Origin of the sequence: Rhodovibrio sodomensis (assembly GCF_016583645.1) — a bacterium.
In the GTDB taxonomy this organism is placed as follows: domain Bacteria; phylum Pseudomonadota; class Alphaproteobacteria; order Kiloniellales; family Rhodovibrionaceae; genus Rhodovibrio; species Rhodovibrio sodomensis.
In genome coordinates this window covers 1-15852 of sequence record NZ_NRRL01000031.1, presented here as the reverse complement: position 1 = coordinate 15852, position 15852 = coordinate 1, and the positions used below count along the sequence as shown (strand labels likewise).

The window sequence follows — 15852 nt, the reverse complement described above, 5'->3', positions numbered from 1 at the left end:
CGGCCAACCGCTGAACGCGCCGGGCCAGCCCGGACGCGCCGGTGTCCAGGGGACCGGGACGCGGGGTCGAACGCGGAAGGGTCCGGTCGACCTCAGTCAGGCGCGCCGGCCTGAAACTGGTCCAGGATGATCCGCTGCAGAACCGGATCGGGACCGATCGGGCCGGCGTACACGGTGGGCATCGGGCTGTCGGCAAGCAGCTCGGGCACATCCGCGCGCCCGTGGTCGCCGGCGTCGGTGAAGAAGCCCACGGCGATGCAGGCGGGCGCCCGCAGCCGCGCGAGCGCGTCGCCCACGCTCGGATCGTCATCCAGGTAGGCGGTGGCGACCTCGGCGAACGCGCCCGCCTCGGCCAGGCCGGCGACGTGCGCCTCCGCCGTCTGGGTGGAGGCGGCGTGCTTGCGGGTGCCGTGGCCGACCAGCAGCAGCGCGGTCTGCTCCGGCCGCCAGCCGGCGGCAACGCAGCGGGCCTGGGCGCTGTGCGCGATCAGGCCGCCCAGGTCCGGGTGGACCCCGACCGGCCGCGTGATCTCGACGTGCCGGCCGTTGGCATGCGCCGCCACGCGTTCACGCAGCCGGTCGAAGGTGTAGCCTTCCGCCATCATGAACGGCACCAGCCGCACCGACCCGCCGGACAGGCCGTCGAGCCAGCCTTCCAGCCGCGGCGCACCGTAGAGGGCGCAGACGCCGACCTCGCCCAGGTCGTGCCCGTGCCTCTGCGCGAGGTCGCGCGCATGATCCTGGACCGTCCCCGCCGCACCCCGCGTGCCGTGCGCGCACAGCGCGACCGCCGGGCCTTCGTCCTGGAAGCGCGCGCCCCATTTGCGCGCGGTTTTTGTCGAGACTCTGAAGGCCGTGGCCACGGCCTTCGGGGTCTCGCCGAACGCCAGAATGCGGCGCACAAGCAAGGCCCGACCGTGCGATGTCAGACGGGCATTCTCGTGGATGTCCATTCGGTCCCCCTGAGCGAGTTTGATGATCTGTCAATCACCAGTCTCCTCGGTCGGGACCGAGTGGACACCCTGTTGGAAGCTCACATCTAGGTGGCGAACCGGTCGGAAACGCTCTGGAACGCCAGCCGGAAGGTGTCGGTCACCTTTTCGATGGTGTCCTCGCGGTCGGCGTCGTCGACCTCGAACTCGGCCCACCATTCGCCGAAGGTCCGGTTGCTCTCGGTGACCGGCCACAGCTTCATCTGCGAGACGTAGTTCCGCACCGGCAGGTGCGCTTCCAGGATCTGGTAGCTGCACAGGTAGTCGCGGTCGGACAGCGCCAGCAGCTGCTCGCGCAGGTGGCCGCCGTGATGGTCCTTGAAGTTGCGGACGCAGCCGATCTGATCGGCCGGCTTGCCGTCCTCGATGTGGCTGGTGGCGAACAGCGGGTGGTAGTCCGGCAGGCCGTTGAAGTCGCGCAGGATCTGCCAGGTCTGATCGATCGGGCCTTCCAGCACGGCCGTCACGTACACGCGCGCCAGTTTCATCGGTATCCCTCCCCATACGGTCGGTGGTTCAGCGCTTGGCCTGGATCCGCTTGAAGCGCTGCGTCTGCTCGGTCAGCGCGCGCTCGGTCGGCAGCCGCTCCATGCTGGAGGCGCCGTAGAAGCCGTGACAGCCGGTCGTCCGCTCGAGGACGTAGGTGGCGTCCTCCGGCTGCGCGATCGGGCCGCCGTGGCACAGCACGATGACGTCCCCGCGGACCCGCCGCGCGGCCGCGCCCCAAGCGTCGATCCGGGCGACGCAGTCGTCCAGGCTGAGCGCGGTATCGGCGCCGATGCTGCCACCGGTGGTCAGGCTCAGGTGGCAGACGATGATGTCGGCGCCGGCCTTCGCCATCGCCTCCGCGTCGGCCTCGGAGAACACGTAGGGCGTGGTCAGCAGACCGAGCGCGTGCGCGCGCTGGATCATCTCGACCTCGCGGTCGTAGCCCAGACCGGTCTCCTCCAGGTTGGCGCGGAAGGTGCCGTCGATCAGCCCCACGGTCGGGAAGTTCTGCACCCCGGCGAAGCCCATCTGCTTGAGTTCGGCCAGGAACTGATCCATCAGCACGAACGGGTCGGTGCCGTTCACTCCGGCCAGGACGGGGGTGTGCTTGACCACCGGCAGCACCTCGCGGCCCATCTCGCGGACGATCTCGTTGGCGTTGCCGAAGGCGAGCATGCCGGCCAGCGAGCCGCGCCCGGCCATCCGGTAGCGCCCGGAGTTGTAGATCACGATGAGGTCGATGCCGCCGGCCTCCTCGCACTTCGCCGACAGGCCGGTGCCCGCGCCGCCGCCGACGATCGGCTCGCCACGCCGCACCATCTCCTGGAATTTGGTCAGCAGCGCGGTCCGATCGGTGTGCGTCATGTCCGAAGTCCTTTTTCTGGTTGTCTTACGGCTGTTGGCAGCCAGGGGTCAGCGCCGCTGCTGCGCGGTATCCGCGTCGTCGCCGCCGCGCCGGCCGAGCGCGCGGGCCAGCAGCACGCGAATTCTGGAATCCGTGGCGAACACGCCGTTCGGGCAGTAGATCACCACCGCCATGAAGAAGATTCCGATCACCGTCCAGTAATGGCTGCTATTGAACCACTGCTGCATCTGCGCGCTGACCACGCTGATCAGCACGGTGATGAAGATCCCGCCGAGCAGCCCGCCGACCAGGCTGGAGACGCCGCCGACCAGCGCGGCCAGCAACGGCAGCAGCGAGGCGGTCAGGCCGGCGACATCCGGGCTGACGACACCGTGGTAGTAGACGCCCAGGATCCCGGCCATCCCGGCCACCAGACCGGACAGGATCATCAGCAGCCAGCGGTGCAGCTGGACCCGGAAGCCGAGCGCGCGCATCCGTTCGGGACGGTCGCGGATGCCCTGGAGGCTGAGCCCGAACGGCGTCTGCAACAGCCAGCGCAACCCGACGTAGGCAAGCGCGGACACCGCCAGGGTCAAGAGGTAGAGCGGCACCGCGTCGCGCAGCGACAGGCCGAACAGCTCCGGCCGCGTGATCCCGGAAATGCCGTTGTAGCCGCCGGTCACCGACTGCCACTGCATCGCCACACCGAAGAACATCTGCAGCAGCGCCAGCGTCATGATCAAGAAGTAGATGCCGCTGGAGCGTACCGCGATCAGCCCGAACAGCGCCGCCAGCAGGCACGCGGCGAGCAGCCCCAGCGGGACCGTGGCGAGCGGCGGCAGGCCGTAGGTCTGCCCGCCGATCGCCACGACGTAGGCCGCGATGCCGTAGAACGCCATCTGCGCCAGCGAGACCATGCCGCTGAACCCGGCGAGCAGGCTGAAGCTCATCGCCACCAGGCCGGTGATCAGGCCGCTGGTCAGCAGCTGCACGTGGAAGGTCGAGCCGACCAGTGGATACAGCGCCGCCGGAACGAGCACCAGCAGGCCGAGCAGCAGGTCGCGCCGGACCCGGCGCGCCGAGATCGCCCGCAGCCGGCCGTGCAGGCTGTCCGTCGCGGCGGCGGCGTCGCCGGCGCGCTTGTCCGAGAAGGAGGGTGTCGTGGTCATCAGTGCCTCTAGTTGGCCCGGCCGAACAGGCCCTGGGTCCGGAAAGCCAGCACCAGGATCACCGTTCCGCTCAGCAGAAAGATCGCCAGCTCGCTGAAGTAGGCCCGGCCGAAACTGTCGATCAGGCCCACGATCAGCGCCCCGACGCTGGACCCCAGCAGGCTGCCCAGCCCGCCGATCACGACCACGAACAGCGCGACCGTCAGGATGTCGAAGTCGGTGCCGGGCTGGAAAGCGAGGTAGGTCCCGCCGATCGCGCCGCTGACCCCGGTCAGGGCGCCGCCCAGGATGAACACCGTCAGGAACAGCCGGTCGATGTTGATCCCGACCGCCGCGACCATCTCGCGGTTGTCGACCCCGGCGCGGATGATCCGACCGAGCTGCGAGCGGAACAGCAGCAGGTAAAGCCCGACCCCCGTGAGCACCGCGAATCCGATCACGAACAGCCGGTAACCGGGATACGGGATGCCGGCGATCCGCACCGGCTGGCTGATCGCGTCTGGCGCGTCCAGCGTCAGCGGCAGGCCGCCCCAGATCCAGAGGCATAAGTCGCCGATGGTGATCGCCAGGCCCAGGGTCAGCAGGGTCTGCGCCAGGTCGCCGTGGACGTTCCGGATCAGTCGCTGCAGCACGAGCGCCACCAGGCCGCCGGCGACCGCCGCCGCCAGCACGCCCAGAAGCCACCCGAAGCCGCCGCCGGCGGCCTGATGCAACGCCGGCACGCTCCGCGCCAGCAGCTGCGACACCGTGGTCGAGGCGGTGTAGCCGACGTACCCGCCCAGCAGGTAGATCGCGCCGTGGCTGAGGTTGAGCACGCGCATCAGCCCGAACACCAGCGTGAAGCCGCTGGCGATGACGAACAGCAGCGCCCCGTAGGTCAGGCCGTTCATCAGGGTGAGCACGAATTGGAAATAGCTTGGCATTCGCCTGTCCTCGCTGTCCGGCGCCGCCGGGCCCGACGGCCGGCGGCGCGCCGGATCATGCCTTCATGGTGACGCCGAGCAGATCGTGCTGCAGCTGGTCGTCGTCCTCCAGCTCCTTGGGCGCGACGCTGGCCTCGATCCGCCCCGAGGAGACGATCAACAGCTGGTCGGCGACCGCGGTCGCCATCCGCAGGTTCTGCTCGATCAGCAGGATCGCCATGCCAGAGTCCGCAAGCGCGCGCAGCTTGTCGATCAGCGGATCGACGATCACCGGCGCCAGGCCTTCGGAGGGCTCGTCCATGATCAGCAGCGACGGGTTGGTCAAAAGCGCCCGGCCGATCGCCAGCATCTGCTGCTCGCCGCCCGACAGGTGCCCGGCGGAGACGTTGTGGCGCTCGCGCAGCCGCGGGAACATGTCGTAGACGCCCTGCAGGGTCCAGCCGTCGCCGCCGCGGGCCTTGCGCCGCCCGGACAGCATCTGCAGGTGCTCGTGCACGCTCAGCGACGGGAAGATCTCGCGGCCCTGCGGCACGTAGCCGACGCCTTCCAGCGCCACCCGGTGGGGCGGCCGGTTGGTGATCGCCCTGCCGCCGACACTGACCGTGCCGCCGTTGACCGGGACCAGCCCCATGATCGCCCGGGCCAGCGTGGTCTTGCCCATGCCGTTGCGCCCGAGCAGGCCCAGCACGCCGCCGCGGTGGGTCAGGCTGATGCCCTGCAGCACGTGCGCCGAGCCGTAGTAGACGTGCAGGTCGTCGACCGCGAGCAGCTCCGCGCTCATGCCGACCCTCCCGCGCCGAGGTAGACCTCGCGCACCATCGGATCGTCGGCGATCTGGTCCGGCGTGCCCTCGGCGACCAGCGCGCCGTCGGACAGCACGACCACCCGTTCGGTGAGCGCCAGCGCCATGTCCATGTCGTGTTCGATCATCACCAGCGCACTGTCGCGCGACAGGCCCTTGAGCAGCTCGGTGAGCGTCGTGCGCTCGTCCGGCGACAAGCCGGCCGCCGGTTCGTCCAGCAGGATCAGCCGGGACTCCTGGCCCAGCGCCAGCCCGATCTCCAGCTGCCGGCGCTCGCCGTGAGAGAGCGCGTGGGCCGGGGTCATCAGGCGGTCCGCCAAGCCGACCCGGTCCGCCGTCCGCTCCACGACCCGCCAGCGCTGGCGCTGCGCCGTCAGGCCGTGGGTCACGGTGAGATGCCCGCGGCCGCCCGGTCCGAGGGCGCCGAGGAACAGGTTCTCGGCAACGCTCAACTGGTCGAACAGAGCCGACTTCTGGTAGGTCCGCCGCAGGCCGCGCCAGACCCGGGCTGCCACCGTGTGCCGGGTTACGTCCTCGCCGAACAATTCGATGCGTCCGGACGAGGGCGTGATGTCCCCGGCGATCACGTTGAACAGGGTCGTCTTGCCTGCGCCGTTGGGTCCGAGCAGGGCACAGCGCTCACCAGGCTCCAGCCGCAAGTCGACGTTGCTGACCGCCGTCACGCCGCCGAATTGCCTGGTGATCCCGTGCAGTTGAAGTGCAGCCGTCATCGAGAAACGCCTCGTTGTCGTCCCGTTCAAGCCGTGCCGCCAGGGCAAGACCGCGGAAGGTCTAAGCAACCTTCCGCGCTAATCTTGCCCTGGCTCTGGGGCGGGGGCTTAACCGGGGCAGCTCGGCGTGTCGCGGTCGTACGGCGGCGCGGCCTGGTACTCTTCCGGGTCGAAGGTCCAGAACTGGCTGACCCGCGAGTAGGTGCGGATCGGCACGTTGCGCCACTGGCCGTCCACCTTCTGCACGCGGTTCAGGTACACGTCCGGAACCACGTTGTGGTACTTGTCGAACGACACGAACGAGCCCGGCGCCTGGAAGCTGGTCTGCAGCAGTTCCTCACGGAACGCTTCCTGATCCTCGATCCGGCCTTCGATGTCCTGCAGCGCCAGGATCGCCCACTTCGCCGCGCGGTAGTAGTTCTCCACGAACAAGGACGGCGGACGGCCGCGCAGCTCCTGGAACTTGCGGTCGAGCTCCTTGAACGCTTCGTTCTCCAGCTGGCCGGACATGATCGAGCCGGAGACGACGCCCTCCATCAGCGGGCCGATCGAGGCCAGCTGGGTGCCGTCGACGGTCACGGTGCCGCCCAGGATGTCGATCTGATCGAGCAGGCCGAACTGGTCCATCTGCTTGATGAAGTTGACCGCGTCGGTGCCGCCCAGGGCGACGAACAGCGCGTCGATGTCCTGCGGGATCTGCGCCACGATCGAGCTGTAGTCGCTGGTCCCGATGGGCACCCAGAACTTCTCGGTGACGGTGCCGCCGAGCGCGCAGAAGGTCTTCATGAAGCCGCCCACCTGCGCGTACGGGAAGGCGTAATCCTCGGCCACGATGGCGACCTTGCGGTAGCCCTGCTGGTAGGCGTAGTTGCCGAGCGGGAAGGTCGGCTGCGCGCCGGTGTAGGACGTCCGGAACACGTTCGGCGCGATCCCGCGCATGGTGATGTCCTCGGCGGCCGACCCGGCGACGATGATGGTCGCGTTCGGGAACTCGTCGGCCCCGTTCTTGACCGCCAGACCGGCGGCGCCGGACAGCGGGCCGAGCACCAGCTGGGCGCCGTCGCGGTTGACCAGCGCGCGCGTCTTCTCGACGGCCGTGCTGGGGTTCATCGCGCTGTCCTCGACGAACAGCTCGACCGGCCGGCCGGCGATCTCGTTGTTGACCTCGTCGAACGCCATCCGGACGCCGTCGACGCCGTCCTGGCCCATCTGGGCGAACGCGCCGCTCAGGCTCGACATCACGCCGATCCGGATCGGCTCCTTGTCCTGCGCGGACGCCGGCGCACCGGCGAGCGCGAGCGCAGCACCGCACGCGATCGCGGCACCGCTCAATTTAGCGGGTAATTTCATGGACTTCGTCCTTCCTTAAACGCTTACCACCCGAGTCACGACGTGTCGCTCGTGGTTCTTGCGCGGCGCCGCTGCGTTGCCGCCCGGACACTCATCAGACCACTTGGATCGTTTCGCACATATCCGTATGCGCCCCGCCATGCCCGGCCCAGCCGTTCACAGCACGCCGCAGCCAGACGTGACGGAGGGGCCAACAGCCCGCGCCGCCCTGGCGCATCCGGAGCGGATTGGCGTAGTCTGCCCCGTTATCGGGGTGCCAACCTTTCCGATCGCCCCGTTCGCCACGCTACGATCGTTGATGACGTTACGCCCGGATCACCCGCCGCGCCATGGCCGCAAAACACGACGACCTGTCTGAAACCCACATCGTCGGCGACGACACGGTGCAGTGGATCGTGCGCGCCCAGGACTGCCCGACCCTGGCCAGCCGGCACATCTCCCACGTCGGCGTGGGCGACGCCGCGGTGCCGTACAAGATCGTCCGCCTGCACCTGAGCGGCGCCTACGTGCACGCCGGCCTGGGCGGCGAGGGGCAGATGCTGCTGGACGGCCGGTGGCGCACGATGCGCCCGGGCATGATGTCGTTCGCGCCGGCGCACGGGCTGCACGCCTTCCACGCCGTCCCGCACACCCGCTGGCAGTACTGCTGGCTGCGCTACATGCCGAGCGCGCCGCGTTCGGTCGTCGGCACGATGGCGCCGGTGATGGGGCACTACCGCGCGGAGCCGCTGCAGCACGCGGTGCTCGGGCTGTACCACGAGGTGTTCGAGGGCGACCGCGATCCCGGCAACTGCGCGCTCTGGGTCGACAGCATCGAGCGCTACGTCGCCCGGTTCGCCGATCCCTGGCGCAGCGACCCGCGGATCGTCGCCGTTCTGGAACAGGTCCGCGCCGATCTGGAGCGGCGCTGGACGGTCGAGGCGATGGCGGCGGTCGCCAACGTCAGCAGCGAGCATCTGCGCCGGATCTGCCAGCGCTCGTTCGGCCGCAGCCCGATGCAGCAGCTGACCCACCTGCGCATGCAGCACGCCGCGCACAAGCTGGCGACCACCCCGGTCAGCATCGAAGCGATCGCCCACAGCGTGGGCTACCAAAACCCGTTCGCCTTCTCGAAGACCTTCAAACGCATGACCGGCATCGCCCCCTCCGACTTCCGCCTGCAGTCCGAGGTCCGGCAGGTGGGCGCCGATCCGACGGCGGGTCCCAGGTAGGCGCCGGGAGTCGGCGGACACACCTGTCGGGTGTTTTCCAGGGCACAGCCGACCTGCCGGGCGGGGCCGGTGTCGGCCGATGCGCGCCACGGCCGCAAGCAACCTTGGTTCGTTACCTTTAAGTTCGTGCCTGATTGCGTCGTGGGCCGAAATTTTCGTCATATCTCATCAAAGAATCGTCACATTGACTGGGGTTGCGGCTATTGGTTCACCAACCACATTTACGTTTAAAAGCGGAAATATTATCAAGAAGGAGGGCGTTATGAACGTACAAGACACGCTAACCCGGTTGAAGCCCGTCGTCGCCGGCGCTATCGGCGGGATCGTCGTTGCGGCGATCGTCGCGTTCAGCTTGAACTGGGTCTACACCGCCGGCGCAATGGCCGAGAACGTGCATCAGGCCAAGGTCCAGACGCTCGCCCAGGTCTGCGAGGCGAATGCAGAGAAATTCTGGACCCAGACAAAGAACATGAAGATGGCGAAGCTTGAAGGCTGGGATAACGAAAATCGCAGCGAACTCGCGAAGCAGTTCACGCCTCAGCTGCCGAACGACGCCAGCTTTCACGAGGACGTCGTGGACGCATGCGACGATGCCCTGCAGCCGGCCTGATCCCGGCAGCCCCTGGGAGGTGGTTGGGACCGCCTCCCAGGGTATTGCGGGCATCCTCGATCGCGCATCATCCCCGCCCACGCATCATGGACGGATCGATCGCCCCCGCGCTCCCGGACGCCGACCCTGACCTGAGGGTCTGGTTGGTCAGCGGTATGTCGCGTGGGAGATCACCGCGTCGCTGGTCGGCACCGGTCAGAGTGGCGGCCGTCAGGTTCGAACCCGCTACAATCGCGCCGCCGAGATTTCGGCTTCGGGCATCGGAATTCCCGCGACATCGCAATCCTGGCCCCGCCCGTTGATGCTCAGCTGTCCGGCAGCGTTCGCGTTAAAGCCAGGCGCAACCGACGCCAAGCCAAGGGCGGCTGCGATGGTCAAAGCGCGGTTGCCAGCGGACGTGTCGAATGCGCGAAGGAGCTTGCGCACGGTGCTGTCCCGGCAAGATCGGTGTCACAGCGCGCAGGTTCGGGTACGCTGCCCGGTCGGCGCCCCTGATGAAGGTACACTCTCAGCCTTCAGCCGCGCGCCTAGAGCAAGATTCAGCTGAAAGGTGGCTTCACCTTTCAGCATCTTGCTCTAGCCAGCCCAAAGGCTGCTGGCCAAGCATTCGCGCTGGAATGCGGTAACCGGACTTGGCGGCACAAAACGCGGTAGCGGGGCTATCACGCCCCGCCACCAGCCAATAAGACGTTCTTGACGACGGCGACGATCGCGAGAAGCGGGACCGCAGCAAAAAGCAGCGCCAACGGCCATTCGACCCGCCGATTAAAAATACGCCGGGGATTATGATCCTCATCCGTCAAGCTTATCCGTTTCATGGCTTCAACATCCTCCTTCGATGAGCGCAACAAATGGCCCTTGCCTTTGGGCCTTCGGCTAATTCACTTGACCACCTCTTATGGCTAACTGATGTCATCAACCTTTTCTCCCTCTTAAAGGCGGCAATCTTGCAGATTTTGTGGAGATGCCCGGCGCATCAGATAGACGTGTTCGAAGCCCCCAAGCGGCGGTGCCGCCCGGGTTGCAACCCGGTGACCGATTTAAATTAGTGCCACGAAGAACGGACGGCCCGACGGCCCATGGGTTCAGCGGACGGCCGCGATAGGGCTCATGCTGTCAAATTTCTTCCAAATAATTTCCTATATATCGCCGTCTATTTAACCTCGACTAACCGGCAACGGCTATGTAGGACTAGCATAAGTTTAACAATAAAGGATCGGTTCGCCATGCAGCAACGACTGCACCAAGATCGAATTTGCAACGTGGTCGTCGTCACGAGTGTTTTGGGCGGAGGCGTCGCGGGTCTTCTGATCGCGAATGCGCTGTGGCCGACCCCCGAGGAATTTCGACAGCACGGCTGGGAACCGGGCCTGATCATGCTGATCTGCATGTTCTCCATCGGCGGCCTGATGGCGGCAGTGGCGCGCTGGCGCGGACAAATCGATTAGGCCCGCCCGGCTGATCGCTCTCTACAGATAGCGTGAGACCTTGGGTCTTCGCGAAACCAGGCGCGCAGTCCGGCGCTCTCTTCGAAGCGTTGGCGCGGAGGGTCGGCCAGCAAGCTGAGTCGGCGTTCCGGCAAGTCGCGCGCGCCGCACACTACCCATCAAAGGTTGTCAGAATGAGCCAAATCGTGTCGTACAGCCTGCCCATCATATTCATCCTCACTGGGCTCCAGAGCCTCCTTTACCCGGACAAACCCTTGTGGTTGCTGCTGGCGTTCGTTCTCGCTTCGCCTATCTTGATTGCCTGGATCGCATACGAAACACGCAGTTAAGCCAGGCCCTGCCTGTCCCCCTCCGTTAAGGGTGGATGTCTCACGTCTCGACATAGCTCTGGCAAGAACAGGGACACTACTGGCGCGACCCCCTCGGGTGACGCCGTGCCCACGCGGTTGTCCGGACCGATCAGCCGCGCCCGGGTCGTCCTTGCCGCGTGGGTTTGCGTCCATCTGGGCCACACGCCCAGGACCATCTCCGCGCTGCCACCGCTTGCGCCGGGCTGCAAACGGCCTCACTCTAACCCGGGTTTGCAACGCTGGCATCAGATCGGCGCGCACCGCCTGGGGAGGACAACGGCATGCCGACAGCCTTCGTGGTCGGGACCCTGGATACCAAGGGCCCGGAACTGCGCTATCTGCGCGACCGGATCGAGGCGGCCGGCGTCGGGACGACGCTGGTCGATCTGGGCACGGCCGACCCGGCGGCGGACGCCGACATCGGCGCGCGCGAGGTCGCCGGCCACCATCCGGACGGCGCCGAGGCGGTGCTCGGTCTGACCGACCGCGGGCAGGCGATCGCCGCGATGAGCGTGGCGTTCGAGCGCTTCGTGCGCGCCCGCGACGACATCGCCGGGATGATCAGCGCCGGCGGCTCCGGCGGGACGGCGCTGGTGGCGCCGGCGATGCGCGCGCTGCCGATCGGGGTGCCCAAGCTGCTGGTGTCCACGGTCGCCTCCGGCAACGTCGCGCCCTATGTCGGGCCCAGCGACATCGCGATGATGTACTCGGTCACCGACGTGCAGGGCCTGAACCGGATCTCCCGGGTCGTGCTGGCGAACGCCGCGCACGCGCTGGCCGGGATGCTGGCGAACAGCCTGCCGGCCGCCGCCGACAGCAAGCCGGCGGTCGGCATCACCATGTTCGGCGTCACCACCGCGTGCGTGCAGCAGGTCACCGACGAGCTGGGCGACGCCTACGACTGCCTGGTGTTCCATGCCACCGGCACGGGCGGCCAATCGATGGAGAAGCTGGTCGAATCCGGGCTGGTCCCCTACGTCATCGACCTCACCACGACGGAAGTCTGCGACCTGTTGATGGGCGGGGTGTTCCCCGCCGGCGACGACCGGCTGGGCGCGATCGCGCGCACCGGCGTGCCCTACGTCGGCTCCTGCGGCGCGCTCGACATGGTCAACTTCGGCGCCAAGGAGACCGTTCCGGAGCGCTACAAGGACCGCAACCTCTACGTCCACAACCCGCAGATCACGCTGATGCGGACGACGCCGGAGGAGAACCGGCGGATGGGCGAGTGGATCGGCCACAAGCTGAACGCGTGCGACGGGCCGGTGCGCTTCCTGCTGCCGGAAGGCGGCGTCTCGGCGATCGATGCGCCGGGCCAGCCGTTCCACGACCCGGAGGCCGACGCCGAACTGTTCGCCGCGCTCGAGGCGACGGTGCAGCAGACCGACCGCCGCCGCCTGATCCGCCTGCCGCACAACGTCAACGACCCCGCGTTCGCCGAGGCGCTGGTGAAGACGTTCCACGAGGTTACCCGGACCTGAGCGCGCCCGGCGACTCATGCCCACTTCGGGCCGGCCCCGAGCCGCCCCGACGCCCGACGAGGAGGACGCCGCCATGCCCAGCGTATTCACGAGCTCGGTGATCCCGGCCGACGCGGACCGCGTCTGGGCGGCGATCCGGGATTTCAACGCCCTGCCCGACTGGCACCCGGGAATCGCCGAAAGCCGGATCGAGGACGGCCTGCCGGGCGACGCGGTCGGCTGCGTGCGCAACTTCACGCTGACCGACGGCGGCCAGCTGCGCGAGCAGCTGCTGGGCCTGGACGACCGGGCCCGGCGCTGTGTCTACGGCATCCTGGAATCGCCGATGCCGCTGTGGAACTACGTCGCGGTGCTGCGGCTGCTGCCGATCACCGACGGCGCGCGCTGCTACGCCGAGTGGACGGCCGAGTTCGAGTGCGCGCCCGATGACGCGGCAAACCTCGTGGAGACGGTCGGCAACGGCGTCTTCCAGGGCGGCTTCGACGCGCTCAAGGATCGGTTCGGCGGGTAAGTGGACACGCGCCCCTCGCCCCTCGACCGAAGCCCGGCCGGCGGTTTTCCGAGCCTGCTTATTGCAACTGCACCTCGTTTGCATTATCCGGGGCGCTCAGACGCGCCGCGAAACCGGGCGCCCGGCTGAGCCCGGGCCTAACCCGTATCGGCGCGCACGACACCGCCGCCAGGGGACGCCCGGATATGAACAAGCTTGCTGTCGCCGGCCTGGCCCTCGCGGGCCTCGCCCTCGCCGGTGCCGCGCGCGCCCAGGACGATGGGATCCGGGTCGAATTGAACAAACTGGAGCCGGTCGGCGCGGCGTGCCGGGCCTACCTCGTGTTCGAGAACCGCACCGGGACGGCGTTCGACCCGTTCAAGCTCGACCCCGTGATGTTCGACACCGACGGTGTGATCGCCAAGCGCGTCGCGGTGGCGGCGGGCCCGCTGCCGGCCGGCAAGACCAGCGTCAAGCTGTTCGACATCGACGGCGTTAGCTGCGGCGGCATTCGCCGCGTCCTGCTGAACAGCGTGATGGCGTGCGACACCGGCGGCGACAGCCAGCCGGACTGCACCGCCATGACCGCGCCGTCGTCCCGCACCGAGGCGACCTTCATCAAATAACCGCAGTTCATTGCCGGCGCTCGCCCGCCCGGCTGAGCTCTGAACGTCCCCGCCGCGCCTTGCGGCGCGCGACCGCGCGGCGACCGGCGCGGCCGCGCTTGTTGCAATTGCACTGCATTCTCATTATATTCCGGCCGCGGCGCGCGTTCGAGAGAAACCGGAGGGAAGGGACCGGCCGTGATTCCGGACAAGCTCATCGACGGCGGTGCCGGCGCGCTGCAGGGCGCGATCGACACCCTGCGCCTGGGCGGGCCCGTGGTCGCGATCCTGCTGCTGCTCTCGGTCGTCGCCCTCGCGGTCGTGATCGCCAAGCTGGTGCAGTTCCGCGTGCTTCGGCTCGCCGACATGGCGCCGGTCGAGCGCGCGCTGAGCGCCTACCGACGGGGCGACCGCTTGCAGGCATTGTCCGTGCTGGACCGGCGGCGCAACCCGGTCGCGCAGACGGTCGCCGAAGCGATCCGGGCGGAACGGCAAACGACCGCCGACCGCAGCCTGCTGCGCGAAGAGACGGCCCGGCGGGCGGCCGCGCAGATCGAGAACCTGCGCTCGCACCTTCGGATCCTGGAGGTGATCGCGACCCTGAGCCCGCTGCTCGGCCTGTTCGGCACCGTGCTCGGCATGATCGACGCGTTCCAGGCGATGGAGGCCGCCGGCAGCCAGGTCGATCCAGCCGTCCTGTCCGGCGGGATCTGGGCGGCCCTGATGACCACGGCCGTCGGCCTCGCCGTTGCGATTCCCGCGACCGCCACGGCGAACTGGCTCGACCGCCGGATCGAGCGGGTCACCCATGCGATGGAGGACGCGGTGACCCGGGTCTACACCGCCGACGCGGCGATCACATGGGATACCGACGATGAGCGCGCCCAGGTCTTCCACGCTCAAGCTGCGCAGTAACGCCACGCGCCGCCCCTACATCAGCCTGACCCCGCTGATCGACGTCGTGTTCATCCTGCTGGTGTTCTTCATGCTGGCCTCCAGCTTCCTGGACTGGCGCGCGATCGAGCTGCGGGCCCCGGCGACCGCCGGCACCTCCGGCGGCGAAACCGGCGCCCTGCTGCTGCGGATCGGCGGTGACGGGTCGCTCGACCTCAACGGCCGCCCGGTGGCGCGTTCGGGCCTGCAAGCGCGCCTGCGCGACGCGGTGCGCGCGCGGCCGGAGGCGCGCCTGCTGATCCAGCCCGCGGCCGGTGTCGCGATGCAGGACGCGATCGACCTGCTGGACGCGGCGCGCAACGCCGGCCTGGATCGGGTCCAGCTGCTGCGCGGCGCGGGCGGCCAGCGATGAAGCTGCGGCGTCCGCCCAGGCGCAGCGCGCCGGAGAACACGATCCCGCTGATCAACGTCGTGTTCCTGCTGCTGATCTTCTTCATGCTGGCCGGCAAGCTGGGCCAGCAGGACCCGTTCGACCTGACCCCGCCAAGTTCCGAGAGCGCGCGCGCCCCGACCGGGCGGCCGGTCACGGTGTACGTCGGCCCGGACGGCAAGACCGCGCTCGGCAACCAGGTGATGGCGCTGGATGCGCTGGAGACCGCGGTGCGGGCGGGTCTTGGCGAGGGCGAGACGGTGGTGCGGCTGAAGAGCGACAAGGCGGCCGAGGCGAACCGCGTGATCGCGGTGATGGACGCCCTGCGCCGGGCGGGCGTGGCGCGGGTCACGCTGCTCACCACCGTGCCCGACGGTCGATGAGATCATGCAGCTGCGCGGACGCCATCTGATCGCCGCGGCAGGCGCCGCCGCGCTGGTCCACCTCGCCGGCGTGGCGGTGTTCTGGCAGGCCCCGTCCTCGGGCGCGCAAGGCGCCGGACGCGGCGGCCTCAAGGTCGACCTCGGCCCGGCCGGCGGGGCGCCGGGCACCGCCGCCCGCGCGGTCGACGCGCCCGACGCAACCGCCAAGCCCGCCGCACCACCGGAAACAAGCGATCCGGTCGCGCCGACGCCGACCGCCGCGCACACCGCCCCACTCCAGGCCGCCCCGGAGACACCCCCCGAGGCGGCCAGCGCGCCGGCCCCGGAGCCGGCCCAGCCGACGCTACCGCCCGCCGCCGACGTCGCGGAGATCGCACCCGATACGGCCGCGCCGGCCAGCCCGCACGTCGCCGCGCGCGACCTATCGAACCCGGAGATCGCCGGCGCCGAGCAACCCGCAGCGGCGCCCGAGGCGCCCGAGGCGCCCGCGCCGGCCGCGGCCGAAGAGGTGACGCCGGCGCGCGCGCAGCCGGTCGCCCCGAAGACGGCGGAGGCGGCGGAGCCAATCACCCAGACGACAGCCGAGACCGCCCGGCAAGCGACCGAGCCGGCGCCGCCGCCCGCCAAGCCGGCGCCGTCCGACCCCACCG

At 68.9% G+C, this 15852-nt stretch carries 19 protein-coding genes and 1 pseudogene; 10 read left to right on the top strand and 10 right to left on the bottom strand.

What is annotated here, in order from left to right:
- Positions 1-92: 92 nt before the first annotated feature.
- The 8 genes from CKO28_RS12640 to CKO28_RS12605 all read right to left on the bottom strand — a co-directional run bounded on the left by CKO28_RS12640 (position 93) and on the right by CKO28_RS12605 (position 7300).
- Positions 93-953 (bottom strand): CbiX/SirB N-terminal domain-containing protein, encoded by an 861-nt coding sequence (locus CKO28_RS12640; protein ID WP_200341144.1) that lies wholly within the window; start codon positions 951-953, stop codon positions 93-95.
- Positions 954-1039: 86 nt separating this feature from the next.
- Positions 1040-1480, bottom strand: coding sequence for an SRPBCC family protein (locus CKO28_RS12635; RefSeq protein ID WP_242480531.1), 441 nt, complete (start codon positions 1478-1480; stop codon positions 1040-1042).
- Between the two features lie 28 nt (positions 1481-1508).
- Entirely contained in the window at positions 1509-2345 is an 837-nt protein-coding gene (locus CKO28_RS12630) for a phosphoenolpyruvate hydrolase family protein (RefSeq protein WP_200341143.1), read from the bottom strand.
- A gap of 48 nt (positions 2346-2393) precedes the next feature.
- Positions 2394-3494, bottom strand: coding sequence for a branched-chain amino acid ABC transporter permease (locus CKO28_RS12625; RefSeq protein WP_200341142.1), 1101 nt, complete (start codon positions 3492-3494; stop codon positions 2394-2396).
- A gap of 8 nt (positions 3495-3502) precedes the next feature.
- Complete coding sequence (locus CKO28_RS12620; protein WP_200341141.1) at positions 3503-4417, bottom strand: branched-chain amino acid ABC transporter permease; 915 nt, start codon at positions 4415-4417, stop codon at positions 3503-3505.
- A gap of 55 nt (positions 4418-4472) precedes the next feature.
- Positions 4473-5198, bottom strand: coding sequence for an ABC transporter ATP-binding protein (locus CKO28_RS12615; RefSeq protein ID WP_242480530.1), 726 nt, complete (start codon positions 5196-5198; stop codon positions 4473-4475).
- Positions 5195-5950: an ABC transporter ATP-binding protein gene (locus CKO28_RS12610; protein WP_200341140.1), complete on the bottom strand. Its 756-nt coding sequence runs from the start codon at positions 5948-5950 to the stop codon at positions 5195-5197. Before CKO28_RS12610 ends, CKO28_RS12615 begins: the two co-directional genes overlap by 4 nt.
- A gap of 108 nt (positions 5951-6058) precedes the next feature.
- Positions 6059-7300: an ABC transporter substrate-binding protein gene (locus CKO28_RS12605; protein ID WP_200341139.1), complete on the bottom strand. Its 1242-nt coding sequence runs from the start codon at positions 7298-7300 to the stop codon at positions 6059-6061.
- Positions 7301-7629: 329 nt separating this feature from the next.
- On the opposite strand from CKO28_RS12605, the gene CKO28_RS12600 reads away from it, so the two are divergent.
- Both CKO28_RS12600 and CKO28_RS12595 read left to right on the top strand, forming a co-directional pair.
- Entirely contained in the window at positions 7630-8511 is an 882-nt protein-coding gene (locus CKO28_RS12600; RefSeq protein WP_242480529.1) for a helix-turn-helix transcriptional regulator, read from the top strand.
- Positions 8512-8773: 262 nt separating this feature from the next.
- A complete protein-coding gene (locus CKO28_RS12595; RefSeq protein WP_200341138.1) occupies positions 8774-9121 on the top strand; it encodes a hypothetical protein in 348 nt (115 codons plus the stop codon).
- A gap of 225 nt (positions 9122-9346) precedes the next feature.
- On the opposite strand, the gene CKO28_RS12590 is transcribed toward CKO28_RS12595, so the two are convergent.
- Both CKO28_RS12590 and CKO28_RS12585 read right to left on the bottom strand, forming a co-directional pair.
- Positions 9347-9547, bottom strand: coding sequence for a hypothetical protein (locus tag CKO28_RS12590; RefSeq protein ID WP_200341137.1), 201 nt, complete (start codon positions 9545-9547; stop codon positions 9347-9349).
- A gap of 236 nt (positions 9548-9783) precedes the next feature.
- Positions 9784-9939 (bottom strand): hypothetical protein, encoded by a 156-nt coding sequence (locus tag CKO28_RS12585; protein WP_200341136.1) that lies wholly within the window; start codon positions 9937-9939, stop codon positions 9784-9786.
- Between the two features lie 408 nt (positions 9940-10347).
- On the opposite strand from CKO28_RS12585, the gene CKO28_RS12580 reads away from it, so the two are divergent.
- From CKO28_RS12580 to CKO28_RS28875, 8 genes and pseudogenes are all read left to right on the top strand, one after another.
- Positions 10348-10569 carry a hypothetical protein gene (locus CKO28_RS12580; RefSeq protein WP_200341135.1) on the top strand — a complete coding sequence of 74 codons (222 nt, stop codon included), beginning with the start codon at positions 10348-10350 and terminating at the stop codon, positions 10567-10569.
- 631 nt (positions 10570-11200) lie between these two features.
- Entirely contained in the window at positions 11201-12400 is a 1200-nt protein-coding gene (locus CKO28_RS12575) for a Tm-1-like ATP-binding domain-containing protein (protein WP_200341134.1), read from the top strand.
- A gap of 73 nt (positions 12401-12473) precedes the next feature.
- Positions 12474-12911, top strand: coding sequence for an SRPBCC family protein (locus tag CKO28_RS12570; protein ID WP_200341133.1), 438 nt, complete (start codon positions 12474-12476; stop codon positions 12909-12911).
- Positions 12912-13096: 185 nt separating this feature from the next.
- A complete protein-coding gene (locus tag CKO28_RS12565; protein WP_200341132.1) occupies positions 13097-13516 on the top strand; it encodes a Tat pathway signal sequence domain protein in 420 nt (139 codons plus the stop codon).
- A 177-nt stretch (positions 13517-13693) separates the two neighbouring features.
- Positions 13694-14410 carry a MotA/TolQ/ExbB proton channel family protein gene (locus tag CKO28_RS12560; protein WP_200341131.1) on the top strand — a complete coding sequence of 239 codons (717 nt, stop codon included), beginning with the start codon at positions 13694-13696 and terminating at the stop codon, positions 14408-14410.
- The gene (locus tag CKO28_RS12555) at positions 14370-14801 is read left to right on the top strand and encodes an ExbD/TolR family protein (protein WP_200341130.1); all 432 of its coding nucleotides are present in this window, start codon (positions 14370-14372) and stop codon (positions 14799-14801) included. The genes CKO28_RS12560 and CKO28_RS12555 overlap by 41 nt, the downstream gene beginning before the upstream one ends.
- On the top strand, positions 14798-15202 hold the full coding sequence (locus CKO28_RS12550; protein WP_200341129.1) for an ExbD/TolR family protein: 405 nt from the start codon (positions 14798-14800) through the stop codon (positions 15200-15202). Before CKO28_RS12555 ends, CKO28_RS12550 begins: the two co-directional genes overlap by 4 nt.
- A 4-nt stretch (positions 15203-15206) precedes the next feature.
- Positions 15207-15852, top strand: a pseudogene (locus CKO28_RS28875) (hypothetical protein); the annotation flags it as partial.

Coding starts and splice junctions, on each gene's coding strand:
- CKO28_RS12565 (WP_200341132.1), top strand. CDS start 13,097: ATGAACAAGCTTGCTGTCGCCGGCCTGGCCCTCGCGGGCCTCGCCCTC.
- CKO28_RS12600 (WP_242480529.1), top strand. CDS start 7,630: ATGGCCGCAAAACACGACGACCTGTCTGAAACCCACATCGTCGGCGAC.
- CKO28_RS12605 (WP_200341139.1), bottom strand. CDS start 7,300: ATGAAATTACCCGCTAAATTGAGCGGTGCCGCGATCGCGTGCGGTGCT.
- CKO28_RS12550 (WP_200341129.1), top strand. CDS start 14,798: ATGAAGCTGCGGCGTCCGCCCAGGCGCAGCGCGCCGGAGAACACGATC.
- CKO28_RS12620 (WP_200341141.1), bottom strand. CDS start 4,417: ATGCCAAGCTATTTCCAATTCGTGCTCACCCTGATGAACGGCCTGACC.
- CKO28_RS12570 (WP_200341133.1), top strand. CDS start 12,474: ATGCCCAGCGTATTCACGAGCTCGGTGATCCCGGCCGACGCGGACCGC.
- CKO28_RS12625 (WP_200341142.1), bottom strand. CDS start 3,494: ATGACCACGACACCCTCCTTCTCGGACAAGCGCGCCGGCGACGCCGCC.
- CKO28_RS12575 (WP_200341134.1), top strand. CDS start 11,201: ATGCCGACAGCCTTCGTGGTCGGGACCCTGGATACCAAGGGCCCGGAA.
- CKO28_RS12635 (WP_242480531.1), bottom strand. CDS start 1,480: ATGAAACTGGCGCGCGTGTACGTGACGGCCGTGCTGGAAGGCCCGATC.
- CKO28_RS12630 (WP_200341143.1), bottom strand. CDS start 2,345: ATGACGCACACCGATCGGACCGCGCTGCTGACCAAATTCCAGGAGATG.
- CKO28_RS12555 (WP_200341130.1), top strand. CDS start 14,370: ATGAGCGCGCCCAGGTCTTCCACGCTCAAGCTGCGCAGTAACGCCACG.
- CKO28_RS12580 (WP_200341135.1), top strand. CDS start 10,348: ATGCAGCAACGACTGCACCAAGATCGAATTTGCAACGTGGTCGTCGTC.
- CKO28_RS12615 (WP_242480530.1), bottom strand. CDS start 5,198: ATGAGCGCGGAGCTGCTCGCGGTCGACGACCTGCACGTCTACTACGGC.
- CKO28_RS12610 (WP_200341140.1), bottom strand. CDS start 5,950: ATGACGGCTGCACTTCAACTGCACGGGATCACCAGGCAATTCGGCGGC.
- CKO28_RS12585 (WP_200341136.1), bottom strand. CDS start 9,939: ATGAAACGGATAAGCTTGACGGATGAGGATCATAATCCCCGGCGTATT.
- CKO28_RS12640 (WP_200341144.1), bottom strand. CDS start 953: ATGGACATCCACGAGAATGCCCGTCTGACATCGCACGGTCGGGCCTTG.
- CKO28_RS12595 (WP_200341138.1), top strand. CDS start 8,774: ATGAACGTACAAGACACGCTAACCCGGTTGAAGCCCGTCGTCGCCGGC.